Origin of the sequence: Plesiomonas sp. ZOR0011 (genome assembly GCF_000800945.1) — a bacterium.
GTDB lineage: Bacteria > Pseudomonadota > Gammaproteobacteria > Enterobacterales > CAMTGL01 > Plesiomonas > Plesiomonas shigelloides.
Genome location: NZ_JRKB01000021.1, coordinates 1 through 22,819, shown reverse-complemented (window position 1 = coordinate 22,819; position 22,819 = coordinate 1). Strand labels below are relative to the sequence as shown.

Below are 22,819 nucleotides of genomic sequence, written 5' to 3'. Positions count from 1 at the left end.
GATGAAGGAATAGATCATGCGGCAAATTCAAGTCTTTGATCCTGCGTTGTGTTGTTCGAGTGGCGTGTGTGGTACCGATGTTGATCAGGCATTAGTGACATTCTCTGGTGATGTTGAGTGGCTTAAACAGCAAGGCACAACGTTGCACCGCTACAATCTGGCGCAGCAGCCCATGGTTTTTGCACAAACTCCCGCTGTGGCGCAGTTCCTTGAGCTTTCAGGTGTCGAAGGATTGCCTATCGTGTTGGTAGATGGGCACATTGTATTGACGGGGCGTTATCCAAATCGTACGGAATTGGCGCGTTATGCGGGCTTGGCCGCCGATGCTGTGGCCGGAACTGATACCGCAGCAACGGCTGGGGAGGAGAGCACTACCGCAGGCAAAGTAGTGATTAAAGGGATCATTAAAAAGGGTTGCTGTTCAGATAGCGGTGATTGCTGCTAAGTGGGTTTTCGATTGCGTGAAAACGTTGCCCAAAGTCACTAACCAAAGCCTACGAGCAAGGAGTTTATGATGTTCTCGTTTTTGACGAATCCACCGGCATTTCTCTTTTTTACCGGTAAAGGCGGTGTGGGTAAGACATCGTTGGCGTGTGCTAGCGCGGTGGCGCTGTGTGAGGAAGGTAAGCGCGTATTGCTGGTGAGCACCGATCCTGCATCCAACGTAGGGCAGGTGTTTGGTACCGAGATCGGCAATCAGATCACCGAGATAAGTGCAGTACATGGGTTGTCAGCCTTAGAGATAGATCCGCAAGCCGCTGCACAAGCGTATCGTGAACGCATCGTCGGGCCAGTACGCGGCAAGCTACCCGAGAGTGTGGTCCGTAGTATTGAAGAGCAACTGTCGGGGGCTTGTACCACCGAAATTGCGGCTTTTGATGAGTTTACTGCGCTCTTGACCGACCCTGAACTGGTGTCGCAATACGATCATATTGTGTTTGATACCGCACCGACAGGGCATACGATTCGTCTATTGCAACTGCCTGGCGCATGGAGTGAATTTTTAGAGCAGGGCAAAGGGGATGCCTCTTGCCTTGGTCCGTTAGCCGGATTGGAAAAACAGCGTAGTCAGTATGCGGATGCGGTGGCGGCATTATCCGATACACAGCGTACCCGCTTAATTTTAGTGGCGCGCGCACAAGCATCGACGCTGCGCGAAGTGGCGCGTACACACGATGAGTTAGCGGCCATTGGTTTGGTGAATCAGCAATTGGTCATTAACGGCATTTTCCCTGCGGATGACGTCGCAGATGATCCACTGGCGCACGCAGTATGGCAAAGGGAGCAACGTGCTTTGCAGACGATGCCTGCGCAGTTAGCGGCGTTGCCGACCGATCATGTCCCGCTATTGGCCACCAATTTGGTGGGAATTGATAGTTTACGCCAATTATTAGCCGGTTGCGCTTTAGCTAGCGAATCTACGACGGCGTCGTTGGTGAGTGAATCTCATCCGAGTTTGAGCGCCTTAGTGGATGAGCTGGCCGCTGACGAGCATGGCCTGATTATGTTGATGGGCAAAGGCGGTGTTGGGAAAACTACATTGGCTGCCGCAGTAGCCGTCGCGTTGGCGCAACGTGGCCTACCGGTACACTTAACCACCTCCGATCCGGCTGCGCATTTGTCCGAAACGCTGGCAGGGGAATTGCCGACATTGGAGGTTAGCCGTATTGATCCGCTGGTGGAAACTGCGCGTTACCGGGCTCAAGTATTGGCGACCAAAGGGGCGAGCTTAGATGAGCAAGGGCGGGCGTTGCTGGAAGAGGATTTACGCTCACCTTGTACCGAGGAAATCGCGGTTTTCCAAGCATTCTCACGGATTATTCGTGACGCAGGAAAACGCTTTGTGGTGATGGATACGGCGCCGACCGGCCATACCTTGTTGTTGCTCGATGCCACTGGCGCTTATCATCGCGAAATTGCGCGTCAGATGGGCGGTAAGGGATTGCATTTCACAACGCCGATGATGCAGCTGCAAGATCCGAAACAGACCAAGGTAATGATCGTGACATTGCCAGAGCCCACTCCTGTGCAAGAGGCGGCGAACCTGCAAGCCGATCTGCGCCGTGCCGGTATTGAGCCATGGGCGTGGATCGTCAATCATGCGTTGCACACCGAACAGGTACGTTCACCGTTGTTAGTGCAACGCGCCCATCGTCAGCAACCACATATTGATGCGGTGAAGCACTTACATGCTCATCGTTATGCCGTAGTGCCTTTATTGGCCTCAGAGCCGGTGGGGGTTGCGGCATTGCAAGCTCTCAGCCAAGGATCAACAGAGCATACCAAGCCGTAAGATGGGAAAGTAGAACTAGTGATAATGACGGGCTCTCCCGCTAAGGGGAGAGCCCATTTTAAATGACCACGTTGCACTCGCTTCACGCTGACCTTCAGCGCTGTGTTTACAAGCTTTCTGGTGCGGGCCGCGGTATCAGGTTTTTAGTATTTTCTTTCCTGTCCAAATAACCACTGATGCGGGTGAGCAGCAACGCCACCAAGACCACCAGTGCGCCGACCCACGGGGTGTGCATTAAACCGGCCTGAGCCACAATCATTCCACCTCCCCATGCGCCAAGTGCGATCCCGACATTAAAGGCTGCGATATTCAAACCCGATGCCACATCCACCGCATCTGGCGTGTAGCGCTCGGCCAGTTTCACCACATACACCTGCAATCCCGGTACGTTACCAAAGGCAAATGCGCCCCAGATTAAGATCGTGGCTACTGCGGCCAGCGGGTTAAACGCGGTGATATTGAAGACCAGTAAAATCGCCGCTAAACCGGTAAAAATAAGGGTCAATGCCTTAATGGGCCCCATTTTGTCGGCCAGCTTGCCGCCCCACAGGTTGCCGACTGCCACCGAGACGCCGTACACCAACATGATCAGGCTGATCATGTGCGTTGAAAAACCAGAGACTTGCTCAAGGATCGGGGCTAAAAATGTAAATGCAGTAAAGGTGCCGCCGTAGCCGAGCGCGGTGATGGCATACACCAACAACAAGCGCGGCTGGGTTAATACTTTCAACTGGGCGACCAGCTTGGTCGTTGGCGGCTGAGGCAGGTTACGCGGCACCAGCAGCATACTGCCGAGCAATGCGATCAAGCCCAATAAAGCCACAATCAAGAAGGTGGATTGCCAGCCGAATTGTTGCCCAATATAGGTACCGAGCGGTACACCGGTGACCAACGCCACGGTTAAACCGGTGAACATAATAGCAATTGCGCTGGCCGCTTTTTCTTTGGGCACCAGACCTGTGGCGATGGTGGAGCCAATGGAGAAAAACACTCCATGCGCTAACCCAGTCAGAATGCGGGCCACTACCAGCGTTGGGTAGCCGGGCGCTTGCCAAGCTAACAGGTTGCCGATGACAAACAACGACATCACCCCCAGCAATACGGATTTCCGGTTCCATTTGCCGGTTAGCGCGGTTAAGACCGGTGCGCCAATAGCGACGCCTAAGGCATACAGGCTGACCAACAGACCCGCAGATGGCAGCGATACCTGTAAGTCGTTGGCCATGGTGGGGATTAACCCCACAATCACAAATTCGGTGGTTCCGATGGCAAAGGCACTTAATGTCAGTGCCAGAAGAGCTAATGGCATAGTTGATCTCGTTAATTAATCGCGCTGGATAGGAGACATATCGCCGCTGTGTCGTGGCGGCGACGTGACAATGGCGGAGATTATGCGTGGCATTGTCTTTGCGAAAAATGGTGTAAAATTAAAATCACTTTTGTTGAAAATGAAAATATTGGCATGACGATGCAGACTCGCTCCGATGATTTGGCCATTTTGGTGACCGTGATTGATAGTGGCAGTTTTTCCGCTGCCGCCGACGTGCTGGATATTCAGGTAGCGCGGGTATCCCGGGCGGTCAGTAAGATAGAAAAGCAATTGGGAGTGTCGATTTTAAATCGCACGACCCGACGCCTTGAGCTGACCGACGAAGGGCGACATTTTGTCGATGCCGTACGTGCAGGCTTGCAGATGTTGCAGCAGGCGGAGGAGGATTTGATTGCCCGTGGCGAGTTACCGCGCGGCCATCTGCGGGTGGACGCGGCCAGTCCGTTTGTCTTTCAGCAACTGGTACCGCTGATTGGCCCGTTTCGCGAGGCCTATCCGGATATCACCTTGGAGCTGACTTCGAACGAAGGATTTGTCGATCTGCTGGAAAAGAAAACCGATGTGGCGATCCGCATTGGGCGGCTGACTGACTCGACCTTACATGCCCGTCCGCTGGGGCGCAGTGCGTTGTATGTGGTGGCATCGCCGGAGTATTTGTGCCAGCGCGGTTTGCCCAAATCCGCCAGTGAGCTGACGCAGCACAGCATCATCGGCTTTCTGGGCGCGAAAGTGTTGAACCAGTGGCCGCTGAAACAGTTTCCCAATTTGGAGCCGACCTTAACGTGCAGTAATGGCGAGATAGTCCGTCAGTTGGCGCTGTCGGGTAATGGCATTGCCTGCTTGTCAGGTTTTATGGTGAAAAAGGACATTGCCGAAGGGCGGTTGGTACCACTGTTAGAGCAGGAAAAAATTGCCGGCTCTGAGCGTGAGCAAGTCAATGCGGTGTTCTACAAATCCTCATCCGTGGCCAAGCGGATCTCGGTGTTTTTGGATTTCATCCAGCCACGCTTACAGCTGTAGCGCTGAGAGATGCGCAACTGTTTAGCCGTGAGAGCCGAGAGTGTAGATTTTTGTCATTTTGACAAAAATAATTTGTGGTTTTTGTACTCAATCGCTTGCCGATAAGCTGGTTACACTGCGGAGTCGATGAAAGGCTCATGCCGCGTGATTTATCACCCCGCTTGGCCACTCGATAAACCTTCAACCGTATAAGGATCACCGCATGCCAGAACAGACCACACAGCAAGCGTGGGGCTATCAAACACAACAATCTATGCCTCGGTCAGCAACGCCTCAATCCGTTGATCAGCCCGTTTATCCGATAGTGCAAATCACATTGCCGCGGCCTGAATTAGCGCCGGATGAAGTGTTGGTGGAAAATCAAGCCATCGGGATTAATCCGGTGGATTGGAAGTTTATTCAGGCCAACCCACTGAACTGGCCGGCACGGCATATCCCCGGCGTGGATGGTGCGGGGATTGTGGTCGCGGTGGGGAGTTTGGTTGACGCGGCGCTGATTGGTCAGGCGGTGGCTTATCACACTGCGCTTAAGCACAATGGCAGTTTTGCGCAGTTTACCGCAGTGAATATGCATCGCTTCATGCGGTTGCCACATAAGATGAGTGCCTCACTGGCGGCGGCGTTACCTTGTCCGATGCTGACAGCGTGGCAGGCGGCGGAAAAAATCCCTGTAAAGTCGGGGGCGCGCGTGCTGGTGGCCGGTTTGGGCGCGGTGAATAAGATTTTAGTGCAATTGCTGGCGCAGCGTGGCTTTGTGGTTGATGTGTTATCACGCAGCATGAGCGAGTCACAAGCACAAATGCTGGGCATCCATCAGATCTATCGCCAACTGTCGGCGGTCGACGCTACTTATTTTGCCGCATTTGATGCTATTGGGCCGAAAAGCGCGGCGCAGTTGGTGCCGTTTTTACAGGCGAACGGCCACATTGTGTGTATTCAGGGGCGCATTGAGCAACCGGTGGATGCTCCGTTCACCCGTACCATTTCTTACCATGAAATTGCGCTTGGTGCGTTGCATGATTTTGGCGAGCAAGCGGCTTGGCAGACGTTAATGCTGGCCGGCGAAGCGTTGCTGGAGCAAGTGGCCAAGCACACTTTGCACATCACACCGTCGCACTGTGTGGAGTTTAGCCAATTGCCGCGCGCGCTGGCGCTCAGCGAGCAGCGCAAAGAAAAGATGGTGGTGCTGGCTAATTAAGTTAGGGTGTATTGGCGAAACCTGTGCTGGACTGGCGGTGTATTGCTGTCCAGCCTTGTGTGTGCCATCTCGCGATAAAACTTCGAATAAACCCCACATGCTTTCCCTATTGATATTGCCCCGCGCTTTGCTACCAACGACCAACTACACTTAATGTAGACGCCATCGAAATAGCTGGTTGGTTAGTACTGTTGAGTGTCGGAGGTGTGCCATGCGAAATCATCCGCTACTTCCCCCGGGCGAAGATCTGCGCCGCGCCGTGCGCTGGCTCAGCGAACATCATCAGTATGACATGGCCGCTATTGAAGAAGCTTGCCAACGCTTTGATCTCTCACCACTGGATGAGGAGTTTCTGATCCAATTATGGCGCCAGCATGAGCCACATGAATCGTGAGGGAAGGGCATAGCTGCTCTGTTGGCTAGGCGTAACGTAAAAGGTCTATTTCGCCAAACAGACACTCGACAAAGCGCATAAATAAAAAGGAGAACCGTAGGTTCTCCTTTGGGAAGATTAGCCACCGCGCACTCATGCACGGGCATGGTTTAGTTTCGGTATTGCTTAGACGGCGGTATTGGCCGCTGACATAGCCGGTTTTACCGCATCCACGTTGAGGTCGGTTTTATGAAACCCATCGTGTAAGTGGTAATAGCGTCGGTAAATCAGGCCACTGATGGTCATTAAGATAGCCGGTAAGCCAATCATCATGAACTCAAGGCCGATAATGGTGCTGGCCGATTGCACTACGTTAGGCACATAGCCAATCATTGATAGACCCACCCCGACGATAAAGCCACCGGCGGCGCCAGCAAACTTCACCAGCATGGTTTGTACCGAGAAAATCACGCTCTCACTGCGACGGCCGGTTTTGTGCTCACCGTAATCCACAACGTCAGCCAGCATAACGGTTTGCAGCGCATTGGCGATCCCCACACCGAATTTGATTGCCGCACCGGCCATGCCAATCATGATGGCATTACTTGGTGCAACAAAACCCATAATCAGCAGCAGGATGCAGGAAACCACCGGGAATCCACAAGCAATCAGCCACAAATATTTTCTTGGCACTAACGTCGCAATACGAGGGAATAAGAATACACCCGCCACTTCAGCAATACCTGCCACCATCATGTAGATAGGGAATAATTTAGCATCGCCTAAAGCGTAGGAAAAATAATAGATAGCAAAGCCGCCGACCAATAAGTTAGCAATTTGGAAACACAATACAGTGCCAATTAACGCTTTAAGTTGGTCGTTCTCACCAATAATAGTGCGTACATCTTTAAAGGTGAATTTTTTGGTGGCTTGGGTGGTAACGGTTTTCTCTTTCACGTTGCGTGCAATTAAAAATGCACTCAGAATAAACAAGACGGCAATCAGCATCGCGACATTAAAAAATCCATCGCCCTGATTACCATTGCCTAATTCACCGACAATGTGCAAACCATAAGTACCGGTAATAAACCAAGCTAGGCTTGCAAATAAACGTGGCCATACCACTAGCTTCTCACGCTCTTGGCGCGAGCTAGACAGCGCGGGGATCATAGACCAGTACGGAATATCCATGATGGTGTAGGTCAGGCCCCAAAGAATATAAGCGGCAGCCGCATAAAGATACAATGCTGTGCCGCTAAACATATGGGTACTGAAAAGAGCCACTAATACGACAGCATTTAGTAAGGTGCCAATGACAATCCATGGGCGAAATTTACCAAAGCGTGAACGGGTATTATCTACAATCACGCCCATCATCGGATCGGTCACCGCATCAATAATTCGTGCAGCGAGGAAAATAGTACCGACAAACGCTGCAGATAATCCGGCAACATCAGTGAAGTAGAACATTAAGAATATGTAGATAGGAGCACAAGCAAAGTCTTTGCCCAATGCGCCAAGACCGTAAGACAGCTTAGTTTGTAGTGTAATTTTATCTGACATAATGGTTCCTTAGTGCCGAGCAGCTATGTATTCCCTGACTAGAAGTCATAACGTCAACGTCGCTGAGTTGTATTTTCGATGCTCATGCTACGCATTCGTGAGTGGCGATGTTGTGATCAAATACCATTTTGTGGAAACGTTTTCAGTTGGATGCTGATAATGTGATGGAGGTAATAAATGTCAGGTGTTGCGCGGCGAATAAGACAGGTTAACTCACTGTTTTTACATGTCGCTACGGAGGCTTAATAGATCGCCTTGTGGAAACGATTCCATCGTGGCGATGGCGCATTGGCTCGGTAAAAAAGCCGCCCCACCCAGTCAGGGTGGGGCGGCAAAGGGATGGTGAGAAAGCTAGAATAAACGTGAGACGATAGTAGTTAACCTAGGCACTAATACGCTCGAATTTCACTAATAGCGCGGTTTCGGCATCCAAAATCGGCAGGGTTAACCCTATGTGCTGGCTCCAGTCGCCGGATATTTCACATCCTTCGCAAGTCCACTCTGGTTGGCGGTTCACGATAGCGTGATAATTACTCGGCTTATCCAGCAGGTACACGCGGTATATCGCATCGGGATCAAGACCTGGTACCCGTAAGTGACCACTGAGGGCATGGGTTGGCATCGCCAGTTGTGCCACCATCACCACTGCTTCCGAGCGATCTGGCGCAACAACAGCATGGATCTGATGGGCCGGATCATCACTGGGTATGCGCCACGTTTGTCCGCTATGCAGTAACGGACGCAGCGATTTGTGCAATTGGATATAGCGCTCAAAGCCCTCTTTTTCGGCTGGCTCTTCTTTTACCGGATCCAGCTCAATGCCCATGTGACCAAACAGCGCGGTGATCCCACGAAATGCAATATCGTGACGGCGGCGGGTACTGTGGCAATGACTCGCGCCGATATGGCTGCCCATCACTTCCGGCGGGAAAAAGTAGCTCATGCCGCGCTGAATGGTTTGTCGCTCGAGCGCATCGTTATTGTCTGAGGTCCAAAAGCGGTGGGTGCGGGTCAGCACTTCAAAATCGATGCGCCCTCCGCCTGCGGCGCAAGACTCAATTTCCACTTGTGGGTGTTTAGCGCGCACTTGATCTAACAGCGCATAATAACGCTCGGTTTGGCGATAACCGGCCGCTTGTCCACCGTGCGCAGGCTGTACAATTTCACGGTTCATATCCCACTTGATATAGGCTATCGGGTAAGTGGATAAGAAGTGATCTAAGCGTTCAAACAAGAACTCGAACGCTGCTGGATTTTGTAAATCAATCACATATTGATTGCGGCCGGTGGGCTGCTGGTAGCCGTCAATGGCCAGTAACCAATCGGGATGGCGTCGATACAAGTCTGAGTCTTTGTTGATCATCTCCGGCTCAAACCACAATCCAAATTCCATGCCGAGTTGATTAACATGCTCGACAATCGGCCGCAGTCCGGCAGGGTACTTGTCCTCACACAAGAACCAATCGCCTAAACCGGCTTTATCGCCATTGCGCCCTTTAAACCAGCCATCATCGATAATAAAGCGCTCTACGCCCATTGCGGCCGCTTGAGTTGCCATCAGCATGATGTAGTCAGGATCGTGATCAAAGTAGATCCCTTCCCACGTATTGAGATGGATGGGGCGCGGTTTTTGGGTTACTTGCGTCGGTAAAATCGCGTGGCGTACGTGAGCATGGAAATGCTGGCTCATGCCATTGAGCCCACGGGCGCTGTAACTGGCATACAGCCACGGCGTGGTGATGCTCTCGTCTTGCTGGAGGCTAATCTCCCCCGGCAGATAGATAACTTCCGCCTGCATATAACGGCGGCCATCGGTTTTCACATCCACGCGCAGCCGGTGGTTGCCACTCCACGCAAAATGAAAGCCCCACACATCACCGGTGAGCTCATCAAAGTGTGCGCTACCGGCCACCAAGGCCGGATAATGTTCATGGGAGGTGCGCCCGCGACGGTTTTCTTGCTGGTAGCCCCCTTGTAGCAGCGGTTGCCGCACCGTTTGAAACTCGTGTACCCAGCGGCCATAGTAGGTCAGCAGCTCATTGGCCCGCGCCGGCAGTGGCAAGGTCGTGGCCAAGCGGTTAACCTGATACTCCCCCGCGTTGAGGTTGGTCAGGGTGTGGCGCGTTTTCACCACATCGTGTGCATCAAGCTGTAATTCGGTTTGTAGTGCTAAGCCGGCGCGGGGATCAGTGCTGGTGATCAGCACACCGTTTTCGCTCTGCGCTATGTTGGTGATGTTAAATACCGGCGCCCAGTCTTGCCCATTTCGGTGACCTTCTACACCGGGGCTGCTAAATACACCGCGCCCCAGCTCAGGCTGTAAGGTCATCGCCACATCGTTATCCAAGCGACCATAGGGAACTGGGCGTTGTAGCGCGATGCGCGAGCGCGCCATATCGGCGTTGACTTTCGGCCCCCAATGCAAGATTTCCGCATACTCGCCAAGCTCAATCATGAGCTGAGTTTCTGTACCGGTAAGCGTGATACGTTGTTTTTCAGTCATCTTTTTCGTTCCCAATGCCTCACGGATGTTGGCCTTACAGGCGCGGCCGTGCGGCGTGAATAGTGTGTTAACGAAACCTGTTCAGGCAATGGGGCCACCTGCTTGAGTCAGTAGCCCCAATTTGTAGCCTGAGACAGAGGGCGGTCAGTGGTGCGTGCGCGGTTTCATGCTGACGCGATACTGGTAGGTTTTATCGGTCAGCTGGAACGCTTGATGCACGCTCGGGCTCCACGAGTCATCACCGCCTACCCCCATATGCTGGTGGTCGATACGGACATAAATTTTGTCTTCCTCCCGCAACTCATGGGTGTGTTTGGCGGCGGCCAGATGCGTTTGTGCATAGCGGCTGACCGCAAAGTGGAACTGCCCACTGATCTCCAGTTGATTGACCTGCAATTTTTGCGTGTTACAACGTAATCCACTGTCGGTAGGGAAAATATACGGTGTGTGCATCGCGGCCAGTGGCTGGGTATATACACCCATGCGCGCGGCGGCTAATCGATCCGGATAGTTTTCAAATGGACCCAATCCAAACCACGATACCGACGTTTGGCTCTCATGCAGCGGCAATTGTAACTCGAGACCAATGCGCGGCATTGGCGGGAGGTGCTCTGCCAGTTGTACGTCGATGGCTAGTTGCATCTCGCCGCTATTGTGCAGGGTGTAGGTCCACGTAGTGATGGCTTGGACAACGCCGTTAAATTGGTAGACAAAGGTTGAACTGACCTGCGCGTTTTGTTGCAGCATTTCGCCCTGACAGCGGATGCACTCACGTGTCCACTGGTTGATGCCGGCCAGATCCCAGCGGCAGGCCCACGCATTCGGGTCGACATTATCGACTTCACTGATCCCGATATCGTTATCCAGTGGGGCGCGGAAAAAGTTATCGTGTGGCGCGGCTAAAAATTGCGCTTGGCCAGCGATGCGCCAGTCGGTCAGCAGACCAGTGTGGCAATCCCAAGTCCATTGCACCTGATTATCGAGACTGCTGACCTGTAAGGTTTGCGCGTTACGGGTTACGTTGTGACTTAATTGCGGGGCAGGCAGCGCGTTAATGTGTGGCGCAAAACAGGGTAAGCGCAAACCAGCATGGTGGGTTAATGCAAATTGTTCACTGGCGCACACATGACCGGCGGGTGCCCACGGCGTGTCAGCCAACAGGGCGATGTCAGTATTGAGGTGATATACCGCCTGTGCTTTAGGCTGGAAGTGACACGGGATTGCCAGCGTCTGCTGGCTATCGGCGGCAAGGTTCAGTGCCACAGAGCCGGTTTGGATCACCAGGCCATTTTCCAGCAATGACCAATGCAGCACTTCGTTATCGGTGGCGCGAAAGAGATGCTCATTACGCACCAGCAGCACGCAATCTGCAGCGCGTTGCTGTTGCAGCGTTACCGTCAGCATCCGCTGGCAGTATTTCGCTTCTTCCAAGGTCGGATGGATTGTGCGATCAGGGAAAACGAGGCCATTGATGCAAAATTGGCGGTCATTGATGTCATCGCCAAAATCGCCGCCGTAGGCCCAGAAATGTTGCCCGTGTTCATCCCACTGGCTGAGCCCTTGATCCACCCAATCCCAAATAAAGCCGCCTTGCAGGCGCGGGTACTCACGAAACGCATCCCAATAGTCATTAAAGCTGCCCAAACTGTTCCCCATAGCATGGGCGTATTCACATAAAATCAGCGGGCGCTGCTCATTAGGCAGTGAAATCCACTTTTTAATTGGCCACTTAGGTACGGCCTCATCGGCAATGGTGGTTTCCACGCGTGCATACATCGGCGCGATGATATCGGTAGCCGATGAGTTGGCACCGCCACCTTCGTACTGCACGGGGCGTGACGGGTCAAAATTTTTCGACCAGGCGTACATCGCATCATGGTTGCTACCATGCCCCGATTCATTACCGAGTGACCAAATAATAATCGATGGATGGTTCTTATCGCGCAGCACCATCTGGGTATAACGGCTCATGTAGGCATGCGCCCACTGCGGATCGCTGGATAAACGGCACATCGGCTGCATGCCGTGGGTTTCGATATTGGCTTCATCGCACACATATAAGCCGTACTGATCGCACAGTTCATACCAGCGTGGATGGTTCGGGTAGTGCGCGGTTCGCACGGCATTAAAGTTGTGCTGCTTCATCAGACAGATATCGCGGATCATGTCTTCTTCCGTCATCACATGACCCAAGGTTGGGTGATGCTCGTGGCGGTTGACCCCACGGATCAACAGCGCTTTGCCGTTGAGCTTTAATTGCCCATCAACAATTTCTACCTTACGAAAACCAACCTGATATGCCTCACTTTCAATGTGCTGGCCTTGCTCATCCAGCAGCGAAACCACCACGCGGTACAGCGTTGGTGTTTCTGCGCTCCATTGTTTCGGCTCGCGAACATGCAGAGAATGGAATACCACATCGCGCCATGAGCCGCGCTCATCAATCCGGCGGTTATGTGGGCGTTCAATACAAGGTTCAGTGATAGGTTGCTCACCCTCGAACAGCTGCACTTGCACTTGGTAAGTCTCTGGCGCACAGAGATGAGTTTGAATAGAAAGCGTGCCATCGCGGTAGCAAGCATCTAAATCTGGGGTTACGAACACATCGGTAATGCAGTGCTGCGGCTTGGAGAGCAGGGTCACGTCACGGAAAATGCCGCTTAACCACCACATATCTTGGTCTTCTAAATAACTGCCATCACTCCAGCGCAGCACCATCACCGCTAGCGTGTTTTCGCCCGCAATTAAATAGGGGGTGAGATCGAACTCGGCCGGTAAACGGCTATCTTGGCTATATCCGACCCAGTGGCCGTTACACCACAAATGAAACGCGGAATTTACCCCATCAAAAATAATGCGCTGAGTATTGGTGAGCTCGGCGTCAGTTAGCGTGAAGGTGGTGCGGTAACAACCGGTGGGGTTGTCTTGCGGCACAAAAGGGGGATTCACGTTAAACGGGTATTTCACGTTGGCATAAATCGGCTTGTCGTAACCGTGCATTTGCCAGTTCGAAGGCACCGGAATGCTATCCCACGGCGTATCATCGAAGTGAGGGGCGATAAACGCACCTTCTACCCACTCGGGTGCCTCAAATAACTTGAACTTCCACTCACCATTGAGCGAGCGGCGTTGCGCGCGCACGCCATCGCGTGCATCGGTCATGCTGCGAAAGCTCGACAGCGGACTATGGGCTTGCAGGCAGTGAATATTGACCGATTGCGGGTTTTCCCAGTCACGCCGTTGAAGAATAGATGAAAATGCGTTCATTTTTTCCTGCCTAGTTTGTGTTACTGACCATATGCACTGCGCTATTTACGGCATGATTCACTGCTCTAAATGAGTGAAGAGCATTGCCGCTGGGGGATGGCACCGTTTCCCAGCGTCTTGCGCGTCCTGTCATCGGTAGCTGTCATCGTTAAAAGGTGTAATGCCCGCAGTGTATAATTTAATGGAAACGTTTCCATGACTAGGTTGGCATTTTTTCATCTGCAGGTCGAGCGCAGCATTTTTGTGTGATCTGGCGCATTCTTTTGGGCTGGATTTAGCCGGTTACACGGGATGTTGACGACAGTTTGTAAGCGTTTTACAGGCCACTATTCACGACAAGAATCAAGGGATGTCTTGCTACGAGGTAATCCAGAATTTATCCATAAAATGGAAACGTTTACACATTTTGAGTTGGATCACGGACGCTACGCCATGCCGGTTGGTAGACTTTTGCGCAATGAGAGCGGGGCTGTATGCCGAGGTGACGGCGAGGAAATATCCGCAGTCTGACCAGCGAATGGAGATGTGAACATGAAAGTTCTTGTGACGGGTGGTATGGGTTATATCGGCAGCCACACTTGCGTGCAAATGATTGCTGCAGGTATGGAACCCATCATTGTCGATAATCTGTGCAATGCCAATCAAGAGGTGTTGCAACGCATTGAAGCCCTCACCGGCACACGGCCAGCGTTTCATCAGGGGGATATCCGCGATGAAGCATTTTTGGATGCAGTTTTCCGCCAGCATGCGATTGATGCCGTGGTGCACTTTGCGGGGTTGAAAGCCGTGGGCGAGTCGGTGGTCAAGCCGTTGGAATATTACGATAACAATGTCAACGGCACCTTGGTGTTGGCGCGCTGTATGCGTAAAGCCGGCGTAAAAAGCTTGGTCTTTAGCTCATCGGCCACGGTCTATGGCGACCCCGCGCAGGTGCCGATTACCGAACAAGCGCCGACTGGCGCGACTACCAACCCGTATGGACGCAGCAAATACATTGTCGAAGAGTGTTTGCGCGATTTGTGCCATGCCGAGCCGGATTGGAGCATAACGTTGCTGCGCTATTTCAATCCGGTCGGGGCGCATCCGTCTGGTCAGATGGGCGAAGATCCGCAAGGGATCCCGAATAACTTGATGCCGTTTATCGCGCAAGTGGCGGTGGGGCGGCGTGAGAAATTGGCAGTATTTGGGAAGGATTACCCAACGGTGGATGGCACTGGCGTTCGCGATTATATCCACGTGATGGATTTAGCCGATGGACATATCGCCGCGCTTAACGCACGTGGTCAGCAGGCGGGGCTGCACATTTACAACCTCGGCACCGGCAAAGGCACTAGCGTACTAGAGATGGTGGCGGCATTCGGTGAGGCCTGTGGTCGACCGGTTGCGTACGAAATTTGTCCACGCCGCTCTGGCGATATTGCCGAGTGTTGGGCGAGCACTGATAAAGCTACGCGTGAATTGGGCTGGCAAGCGACCCGTTCGGTCGAGCAGATGACCGCCGATACGTGGCGCTGGCAATCGCATAACCCTCAGGGCTATGCGAAGGACTATACGAAGAGCTAAGTGCATTAATACCGACCATCACGAGAGGCCACGCTCATAGAGCATGCGGCAATCTTGAACAGCGAAGATTGAGAACGAATATGTCAAACGTTGAATTTAATCCCGTGGATCATCCACACCGTCGCTACAACCCGTTGACCGGACAGTGGATTTTGGTCTCCCCGCATCGCGCCAAAAGGCCGTGGAGCGGCGCGGATGAAAAACCGGCGTTAGAGACGTTGCCAAGCTATGACCCAACCTGTTTCTTGTGTCCAACCAATGCGCGTATCTCCGGTGATAGCAATCCAGATTATACCGGCACCTATGTGTTCACGAACGATTTTGCCGCCTTGATGGTGGACTCGCCAGAAGCGCCGCCAGCGGAGAATCCGTTATTTCAAGCGCAAGGGGTCCGTGGTTTAAGCCGCGTGATTTGTTTTTCCCCGGATCACAGCAAAACCTTGCCGGAATTGCCGCTGGCCAATATCCGGGCGGTGATCGATACCTGGAATGCACAAATCGAAGAGCTGGGTAAAACCTATGTGTGGGTGCAGGTTTTTGAAAACAAAGGCGAGGCGATGGGGTGCTCGCAGCCACATCCGCATGGTCAGGTGTGGGCCAATAATTTCCTGCCCAATGAAATTGAGCGCAAAGAGCGTCATTTGAAAGAGTATTACCAGCAATATGGCCGCAATCTGCTGGTGGATTATGTGCAAGCTGAGCTGAAAGACGGCAGTCGGATTGTGGTGGAAACCGAGCATTGGGTCGCGCTGGTGCCGTATTGGGCCGCGTGGCCATTTGAAACCATGCTACTTCCGAAAACCCATATTCGCCGGATGAGTGAGTTAACGGACGAACAACGCGATGACTTGGCGCTCGCCATTAAAAAATTGACCAGCCGTTACGATAATTTATTCCAATGTGCCTTCCCGTATTCGATGGGCTGGCATTATGCGCCGTTTTTCGATGCCGAGCTGGATATCGAACATTGGCAGCTGCATGCGCTGTTTTATCCCCCGTTATTACGTAGCGCTAGCGTGCGTAAATTTATGGTCGGCTATGAAATGTTGGCGGAAAGTCAGCGTGATTTAACTGCGGAGCAAGCGGCGCAGCGCTTACGTGATGTCAGTGATGTGCATTATAAGCAGCAGTAATTGCAACTTGAGAGTGTAGCGCGAGGCGCTCGATGGTGGGGGGAAGTATCACGATGCTAAATCAGGCATCACACCCCATCCCTCATTATTCTTTTTAATCTTCTTTTTATTCTTCTTTGCCAGGAAATACGCGATGTCTGAACTGATTGATAATGTAAAAAACGCATTCAAGGCAACCTTGGGTTATGCACCTACACATATTGTTCAAGCGCCTGGTCGAGTGAATTTAATCGGTGAACACACCGACTATAACGACGGCTTTGTGTTGCCGTGCGCCATTAATTACCAAACCGTGGTCGCGGCGGCTAAGCGCGATGACAATATCGTGCGCGTGATTTCGGTGGATTATGGCAATGCGCTGGATGAGTTTGATTTAACACAAGAGATCGCGTTTCAGCACGATAAAATGTGGGCGAATTATATTCGTGGCGTCGTGAAATGCCTGCTAGCGCGCGGTTTACAGTTTACCGGTGCCGATATTGCGGTGAGCGGTAACGTACCACAAGGGGCTGGCCTGAGCTCATCGGCCGCGCTGGAAGTGGTGATTGGGCAAACATTCAAGGTGTTGTTTAATCTTGAAATTAGCCAAGCGGAAATTGCGCTTAACGGTCAGCAAGCTGAGAATGAGTTTGTCGGCTGTAACTGCGGCATTATGGATCAGATGATCTCTGCCGAAGGTTCGCAGCAGCATGCCATGTTGCTGGATTGCCGGAGTTTAGAGACTACCTCGGTTTCGATGCCCGAAGAGTTGGCGGTGGTGATTATCAACTCCAACAAAAAGCGTGGCTTGGTCGACAGTGAATACAATACTCGCCGTGAGCAGTGCGAAGCGGTGGCGGCGATTTTTGGTGTCAAAGCGCTGCGCGATGTGACCCTTGAGCAATTCAATCAAAAAAGCCATGAATTAGACCCGTTACTGCGCAAGCGTGCACGCCATGTGATCACGGAAAATTACCGTACACTGGATGCGGCGCAGGCGCTCAGTCAGCATGATATGCAGCGAATGGGGCGATTGATGGCCGAATCTCATGCCTCTATGCGCGATGATTTTGAAATTACGGTTTCAGAGATCGACACCTTGGTGGCGATGGTCAAAGAAGTGATCGGCGAGCGCGGCGGTGTACGCATGACCGGTGGCGGTTTTGGCGGCTGCGTGGTGGCGTTAGTGCCGCACGATCTGGTAGCCAGCGTGCAAGACGTGGTGGATGCCAATTATGAGGTGCAAACCGGTCTGAAAGCCGCTATTTACGTCTGCCAAGCGATGGACGGGGCTGGGTTAGTCGAGCGTTTATAAGTACAAGGCCAACATTGACCATGACTCAGCCTCTTTCAATCACCATGACACAGCAACCGGCTTATGATGGCCGGTTAGCCAAGCTGGTGGAGCTCAACAATGCGCGCGGCATGCGTGTTACTTTCATGGATATCGGCGCGACGTGGCTAAGCTGTCAGGTGCCGGTTAGCCAAGAAGAGCGCCGCGAGGTGCTGCTTGGCGTGAGCACTATGGCTGATTTTATGCGCCAGCAGTGCTACATAGGCGCTACCGTCGGGCGCTACGCCAATCGCATTGCCCATGGCCGGTTTACCTTACAAGGCAAGACATTCCAAGTTTCTACTAACCAAGCTGGACATTGCTTGCACGGTGGCCAGCAGGGCTTTGATAAGCGCCGTTGGCACATTGCGGTGAAAAGTCAGCAGTCCGTAACCTTCTCTTTGTTGTCGCCGGATGGCGATCAGGGGTTTCCCGGCAATCTGGCGGTGCATGCGACATACACCTTGACCAACGATAATCAGGTGACCATCCATTACCGCGCCACGACCGATCGAGCAACGCCGGTTAATCTGACCAACCATGCTTATTTTAATTTGCAGGGTGAGCAACCGGTGCCGGATTGCCGATCGCATTTCATCAAGATTGCGGCTGAGCAGTATCTGCCCATCAATGCCGAAGGGATCCCGCTCGGTCATCTGCAAGCGGTCGCCGGCAGCGCGTTAGATTTACGCGCGCAAGCCCACATTGGTGAGCGGCTGTTATGCGAACCACAGCAAATCGCGGTGAAGGGATTTGATCACTGTTATTTGTTCGCCAGTGGCCGCAAGCTGTCTGAGCCGGTAGCCGAGGTGGTGTCTGCCGACCAAAAAGTGCGGATGTTGGTGACAACCGACAAGCCCGCCATGCAGCTGTATACCGGAAACTGGTTGGCCGGAACGCCAGATCGCAGCGGTGGCACTTACCAAGACTATGCTGGGCTTGCCTTGGAAACCCAGTTCTATCCTGACTCACCCAACCATGAAGAATGGACGCAATCAGACTGTATTCTCCACCCGCGACAAGAATATGTTTTTAATACGGGCTATCAGTTTGTGGTTGCCTAATCGCCATTGACGCTATGTCTAGTAAGCTCTCGCACCCTCGCACCATTGGTGTGAGAGTTTATTGTTTATGGCCAAAGTATGCGGTGCGGCTTCTGGAGGAGAGGCGAGTAATGTGGCGATTATAAATTGATTGCCGAATTTCGCCGTACCAGCGTTGGGCTAAAGATAATCGTTTCATCTTCCACCGCTTCATCGCGTGACAGTGCTAGCGCTAAACGCGCGGCGCGCTCGGCCATCATTTCAATCGGGTAACGGATGGTGGTCAGGCTTGGCGTCACAAAACGCGCGATCAACCCATCATCAAAGCCAATCAGTGAAATTTTACCCGGCACCTCAATGTCATTTTGGTCTAGCGCCGTTAACACGCCTGCGGCCATATAGTCGTTGTAGGTAACCACCGCCGTAATATCGATGCCTTGCGTGAGCAAATCAGTCATGGCCGCTTCACCGCCTTCGCTATTAGGCTCACCAAAGGCAATATAACTTTTCGGCAAGGTGATCTGATTGTCATTAAGCGCGGCGAGGTAGCCTTGCAAGCGCTCATTGGCATCTTCAATTTTGTGCGATGAAGCAATGCAGGCAATTTTTTTATGGCCGTGTCGAATCAGATATTCGGTGGCTAAATAGGCGCCTTTATGGTTATCCAAGGCGATACAGCGGTCAGCCAGTTCTGGGATATGGCGGTTAATGAGTACCAAGCCTTTGACTTCGTTGGCATAGCTAATCAGCTCTTGATCCGACAATCCTTTTGAATGCAGGACAATGGCTTCACAGCGGTTATTGATCAAAAGCTCTAAGGCTTGCCGTTCATCTTGCGGGCTGTGGTAGCCATTGCCAATCAGGATATGCTTACCATTTTCGCGCGCCACTTTATCCACGGCTTTCACCAGAGAGCCAAAAAAAGGATCGGAGACATCGCCTACCAGCACTCCCATTGTATTGGTGCTTTGGTTAACCAAGGCGCGCGCCGCCGCATTCGGACGATATCCCAGTTTGCTCATTGCTTCAGTCACCGCATCAATAGACGCCTGACTGGCTTTTGGCGATTTATTAATCACACGGGAAACCGTTGCAACTGAAACGCCAGCTTCCTTTGCGACATCTTTGATTGTTGCCATGAGAAACCTTTTGGTCCGAGAATTGTTAACCAAGGCATTAAACATGCATTGTGCTAAAAGTGCAATTTAAGCCGGGCGTTCTTCCATTGAGATCGACTTTTACTCTCTGTATTTACTGATTTTTCTGCGCTTGGTAACGTTTTCACATTTTCAGTAAAACCGGCGTCATTAAAAGACGCCGGAGGGTAGGACAGCTCTCGCTCCGAGGCACTTGCTAAGCGCGGGGGTTATACCAGTAACTCACCGAGGAACAAGTAAGCGAACCCAAAATAAATAAAGACGCCAACCAAATCCATCACCGAGGTGATCATCGGTGAAGATAAGGTGGCCGGATCGGTGCCCATGCGCCGTGCGACAAAGGGCAGCAGCGCGCCAATCACGCCGCCGAGTACAGTACAGGTCAACATGCTTAAGCCGACGATCAGCAATACATCCAGCCCAACGCCTTTACTGAAATGCGCTAAAACCACTTCCAATATCGCGATGGTAACCCCGAGAGCGGCGGCGAGGGGCAACTCGCGCTTAATGACAAACCACACATCCCGCCAGCGTAAGGTCAGATCGCCCAGCGCCATCGCGCGGATCACCAGTGTTGCAGATTGGCTGCCGGTATTGCCGCCCATGTCGACAATCGGTGCTAAAAATGCGGCCAGTACAATTACCTCCGACAAAATCGCTTCTTGAGAGGCCACGAAGGTACTGGTGATGACGCCAAACAGGGTCAAGATGGCCAACCAAAATACCCGCACCCCAAACATTTTACGCAGCGATGAGGTGCGGATATCCAGATCGTTATCGCTTCCCAAACTGGCGGTGCCACCAAATTTCGCCAGTTGCGCTGTATCGTCTTCATGCTCGATGTCCATGGCATCGTCAACGGTGACGATGCCGATCATTTTGTCGCCGCCATTGAGCACCGGTACCGCCAGCAAATCATAGCGACGGATCAACGCCGCCGCTTCCGCGCGCGGCCAATGGGCGCGGGTAAATACTGGGTCAGGGCGCATGATCTCGGCAATTGTGGTATCGGTGGCTGCGAGCACCAGATCGCGCAGCGATACCGTGCCGAGCACGCGCCGCTCGGGATCGAGAACATAAATCACATAGATGGTTTCAGTGCCAGGTGCGTTATCGCGAATATGGCTCAGCGCATCGCTGACCGTCATGTGTGGGTTAACCGCTACGTAATCCGAAGAGGTCACCGCTCCCACCGCATCATCTGGATAAGCTGCGAGATTAAGCAGATTATTCTGCTCATCGGGGCTGAGTTGCAGTAGCAGCTGTTGCTGCTGGTGTGGGCTGAGGCGGTTGTAGAGATCGGCGCGCTCATCAGAGGGCATCAGTTTAATTAACCGGATCACCACATCGTGTGGTAGGTGCTGCAGTAGTTCATCTTGTCGCGTATCGCTAAAGCCTGTAAACAAACGCGCCCGTTCGCGCGGGCCTAATTGCATCACCAGCGGCACGAGATCTACGGCGGGCAGTTGGCTTAGGGCATCACACAGATCAGAAGGATGTGTCGTGCGAGCGAGGGAAACGATATTGGCCGGATGACGCAGCAGATTTTGCAGCGCGTCAGGGTGTAAAGCGGTATGTGTGAATGTCATGGATAGGCTTCCTTTTCGGCGCAGCGGTGCGCGAAAAGCTGCTATCCCTCACATCAAGATAAGCGAGCTCTCCGGTAGCCGAACACCGGTAAATCAGTATGAAATCGAAAAATAATCAGATGAGTTCGCCAACTCGGGTCTGGATCCACGATGACCTCCTGTATGTCGGTGGGAGAGCACTGCATGGCAGCAGTGCTGGCTGCATGCGGTATAGCTTGTATATTGGCGCTGAATGTACAGGCGAACGAGGTGCCATCGCAATCATCAGGCCGCGTGTAAGACAAATGGTTTCATGTCCATTTAGGGTGCGAGCCCAGCGCCGTATGCTGTATGTAGTAGATGAAAAAGGCTGTCACTGATTTGGGGAGTGGCAATTTCCCATTGAGTGGTCCGTTATTCATCACTTTTTGAACGTGACGATTTTATTGAATGGCGAGTTGTCTTTTTTACCTGTGTAGGTATTACGCCGTTTTAACCCGAAAGCCCTGTGGAACAATCTCATTTGTTTACGCTCTGGTTAGCTGAGCAGTTCAAAAAGTTCGATATAGTACTCAAAAGCTACCAACAGATCGCTTTTAGATGGACGGTTGATGTAACTGCCCTGTGTTCGTTCACGCCTATAACTGAGAGGTGACTTTTGGGGGGCTTTTTGATGACCCATATGAACGTTCAAGCTTGATATTATAGATTGATGAGCAATGAGGGCTGGAGTCGTCATTTTCTTCCCTGAGATTCCAGATAGATAGGGGGGATTTTAAGAACATTCCACAGCAAGAATAAACTTAGTTTACTTTGGAATATCAGTGACAGTAATCCAGAAGGGAATGTTAGCAACAAGATTCCAGATAGATAGGAAACTTTGCGGATTTATTCCAATGGACGATTTTTCCGTGAGATTCCATTTACGTGGAATTTGATGAGCAACATTCCAGATAGATAGATATGTGGAACGTTATTGGCTAGCTATTGGATAGGAATAATCAGACATTTTCCAATGTGGAATATTGTTGTTTGTATTTTTATAAATTGTTATAACGAAACAAAGTTGTTATTTCTCAATTTGGCATTGTTTTTCCTTTGTGTAGGAGCCATGATTCATTGAGAACTAGCCACGGGAGGAAAAAAGATGACTGCTTTTGAATGGGGTATGTTTGGGATTTTGTTGTTTTTCACACTAGTGTTCGCTTGGAGTTTATACAGTTACTGCTCCAACAAAATGAATAGCAAAGGACACTAGAGTAACGATAAGAGGCTGGTGCTTGCATTTTCAATGTAGTGTTAGATAAAGTCGTGACTAATACAGCTTACGGCAGTCCTTATCGGGCACGCTTCCAGAGATGTAAGCGTTAATCGTGCAGCAAACCAAAATACTGAATGTTTAAACGTGCACCGTTCCCATATATACCAAGGCTGTGGCATTACATGTCACACTGTCTATTCTGGACGTAGTTCTCAGCCTTTATACAAGTAATTGG

15 protein-coding genes are annotated in these 22,819 nt (G+C 52.0%); 9 read left to right on the top strand and 6 right to left on the bottom strand.

All coding sequences use genetic code 11. From position 1 onward, the window contains the following. Nucleotides 1–16: 16 nt before the first annotated feature. Both arsD and arsA read left to right on the top strand, forming a co-directional pair. Entirely contained in the window at nt 17–445 is a 429-nt protein-coding gene (gene arsD, locus L975_RS03465; protein ID WP_047707199.1) for an arsenite efflux transporter metallochaperone ArsD, read from the top strand. 69 nt (nt 446–514) lie between these two features. Then, nucleotides 515–2,293 (top strand): arsenical pump-driving ATPase, encoded by a 1,779-nt coding sequence (arsA, locus tag L975_RS03460; RefSeq protein ID WP_047707197.1) that lies wholly within the window; start codon nt 515–517, stop codon nt 2,291–2,293. Between the two features lie 106 nt (nt 2,294–2,399). Here arsA and L975_RS03455 read toward each other — a convergent pair whose 3' ends face one another. Beyond that, nucleotides 2,400–3,602: an MFS transporter gene (locus tag L975_RS03455; protein WP_047707196.1), complete on the bottom strand. Its 1,203-nt coding sequence runs from the start codon at nt 3,600–3,602 to the stop codon at nt 2,400–2,402. Between the two features lie 153 nt (nt 3,603–3,755). On the opposite strand from L975_RS03455, the gene L975_RS03450 reads away from it, so the two are divergent. The 3 genes from L975_RS03450 to L975_RS03440 all read left to right on the top strand — a co-directional run bounded on the left by L975_RS03450 (nt 3,756) and on the right by L975_RS03440 (nt 6,235). Then, nucleotides 3,756–4,643, top strand: a complete 888-nt coding sequence (locus L975_RS03450) for a LysR family transcriptional regulator (protein WP_230400772.1) — start codon at nt 3,756–3,758, stop codon at nt 4,641–4,643. 202 nt (nt 4,644–4,845) lie between these two features. Further along, nucleotides 4,846–5,841: an alcohol dehydrogenase catalytic domain-containing protein gene (locus tag L975_RS03445; RefSeq protein ID WP_230400771.1), complete on the top strand. Its 996-nt coding sequence runs from the start codon at nt 4,846–4,848 to the stop codon at nt 5,839–5,841. 211 nt (nt 5,842–6,052) lie between these two features. Next, entirely contained in the window at nt 6,053–6,235 is a 183-nt protein-coding gene (locus L975_RS03440; RefSeq protein ID WP_039045106.1) for a hypothetical protein, read from the top strand. Between the two features lie 165 nt (nt 6,236–6,400). Here L975_RS03440 and melB read toward each other — a convergent pair whose 3' ends face one another. The 3 genes from melB to L975_RS03425 all read right to left on the bottom strand — a co-directional run bounded on the left by melB (nt 6,401) and on the right by L975_RS03425 (nt 13,547). Further along, a complete protein-coding gene (melB, locus tag L975_RS03435; protein WP_047707194.1) occupies nt 6,401–7,777 on the bottom strand; it encodes a melibiose:sodium transporter MelB in 1,377 nt (458 codons plus the stop codon). 382 nt (nt 7,778–8,159) lie between these two features. Continuing rightward, complete coding sequence (locus L975_RS03430; protein ID WP_047707193.1) at nt 8,160–10,280, bottom strand: alpha-galactosidase; 2,121 nt, start codon at nt 10,278–10,280, stop codon at nt 8,160–8,162. 144 nt (nt 10,281–10,424) lie between these two features. Further along, nucleotides 10,425–13,547 carry a beta-galactosidase gene (locus L975_RS03425; RefSeq protein ID WP_047707190.1) on the bottom strand — a complete coding sequence of 1,041 codons (3,123 nt, stop codon included), beginning with the start codon at nt 13,545–13,547 and terminating at the stop codon, nt 10,425–10,427. Between the two features lie 531 nt (nt 13,548–14,078). Between L975_RS03425 and galE the strand changes: the two genes are divergently transcribed. The 4 genes from galE (at nt 14,079) to galM (ending at nt 18,619) form a co-directional block, all read left to right on the top strand. Next, nucleotides 14,079–15,110, top strand: a complete 1,032-nt coding sequence (gene galE / locus L975_RS03415; RefSeq protein WP_047707187.1) for a UDP-glucose 4-epimerase GalE — start codon at nt 14,079–14,081, stop codon at nt 15,108–15,110. An 80-nt stretch (nt 15,111–15,190) separates the two neighbouring features. After that, a complete protein-coding gene (locus L975_RS03410; RefSeq protein WP_047707185.1) occupies nt 15,191–16,243 on the top strand; it encodes a UDP-glucose--hexose-1-phosphate uridylyltransferase in 1,053 nt (350 codons plus the stop codon). A 133-nt stretch (nt 16,244–16,376) separates the two neighbouring features. Then, on the top strand, nt 16,377–17,537 hold the full coding sequence (galK, locus tag L975_RS03405; protein ID WP_047707182.1) for a galactokinase: 1,161 nt from the start codon (nt 16,377–16,379) through the stop codon (nt 17,535–17,537). 20 nt (nt 17,538–17,557) lie between these two features. Beyond that, nucleotides 17,558–18,619 (top strand): galactose-1-epimerase, encoded by a 1,062-nt coding sequence (galM, locus tag L975_RS03400; protein WP_047707180.1) that lies wholly within the window; start codon nt 17,558–17,560, stop codon nt 18,617–18,619. Nucleotides 18,620–18,738: 119 nt separating this feature from the next. On the opposite strand, the gene L975_RS03395 is transcribed toward galM, so the two are convergent. Together L975_RS03395 and mgtE are read right to left on the bottom strand one after the other, a co-directional pair. Then, the gene (locus L975_RS03395; RefSeq protein WP_047707179.1) at nt 18,739–19,737 is read right to left on the bottom strand and encodes a substrate-binding domain-containing protein; all 999 of its coding nucleotides are present in this window, start codon (nt 19,735–19,737) and stop codon (nt 18,739–18,741) included. A 227-nt stretch (nt 19,738–19,964) separates the two neighbouring features. Beyond that, nucleotides 19,965–21,344 (bottom strand): magnesium transporter, encoded by a 1,380-nt coding sequence (mgtE, locus tag L975_RS03390; RefSeq protein ID WP_047707178.1) that lies wholly within the window; start codon nt 21,342–21,344, stop codon nt 19,965–19,967. Between the last annotated feature and the right edge of the window lie 1,475 nt (nt 21,345–22,819).

Bases quoted from the DNA above. Each gene is read 5' to 3' on its own strand.
- galE (WP_047707187.1), top strand. From the start codon at position 14,079: ATGAAAGTTCTTGTGACGGGTGGTATGGGTTATATCGGCAGCCACACT.
- galK (WP_047707182.1), top strand. From the start codon at position 16,377: ATGTCTGAACTGATTGATAATGTAAAAAACGCATTCAAGGCAACCTTG.
- L975_RS03445 (WP_230400771.1), top strand. From the start codon at position 4,846: ATGCCAGAACAGACCACACAGCAAGCGTGGGGCTATCAAACACAACAA.
- L975_RS03455 (WP_047707196.1), bottom strand. From the start codon at position 3,602: ATGCCATTAGCTCTTCTGGCACTGACATTAAGTGCCTTTGCCATCGGA.
- L975_RS03450 (WP_230400772.1), top strand. From the start codon at position 3,756: ATGACGATGCAGACTCGCTCCGATGATTTGGCCATTTTGGTGACCGTG.
- galM (WP_047707180.1), top strand. From the start codon at position 17,558: ATGACTCAGCCTCTTTCAATCACCATGACACAGCAACCGGCTTATGAT.
- arsD (WP_047707199.1), top strand. From the start codon at position 17: ATGCGGCAAATTCAAGTCTTTGATCCTGCGTTGTGTTGTTCGAGTGGC.
- L975_RS03410 (WP_047707185.1), top strand. From the start codon at position 15,191: ATGTCAAACGTTGAATTTAATCCCGTGGATCATCCACACCGTCGCTAC.
- L975_RS03395 (WP_047707179.1), bottom strand. From the start codon at position 19,737: ATGGCAACAATCAAAGATGTCGCAAAGGAAGCTGGCGTTTCAGTTGCA.
- melB (WP_047707194.1), bottom strand. From the start codon at position 7,777: ATGTCAGATAAAATTACACTACAAACTAAGCTGTCTTACGGTCTTGGC.
- L975_RS03430 (WP_047707193.1), bottom strand. From the start codon at position 10,280: ATGACTGAAAAACAACGTATCACGCTTACCGGTACAGAAACTCAGCTC.
- L975_RS03440 (WP_039045106.1), top strand. From the start codon at position 6,053: ATGCGAAATCATCCGCTACTTCCCCCGGGCGAAGATCTGCGCCGCGCC.
- L975_RS03425 (WP_047707190.1), bottom strand. From the start codon at position 13,547: ATGAACGCATTTTCATCTATTCTTCAACGGCGTGACTGGGAAAACCCG.
- mgtE (WP_047707178.1), bottom strand. From the start codon at position 21,344: ATGACATTCACACATACCGCTTTACACCCTGACGCGCTGCAAAATCTG.
- arsA (WP_047707197.1), top strand. From the start codon at position 515: ATGTTCTCGTTTTTGACGAATCCACCGGCATTTCTCTTTTTTACCGGT.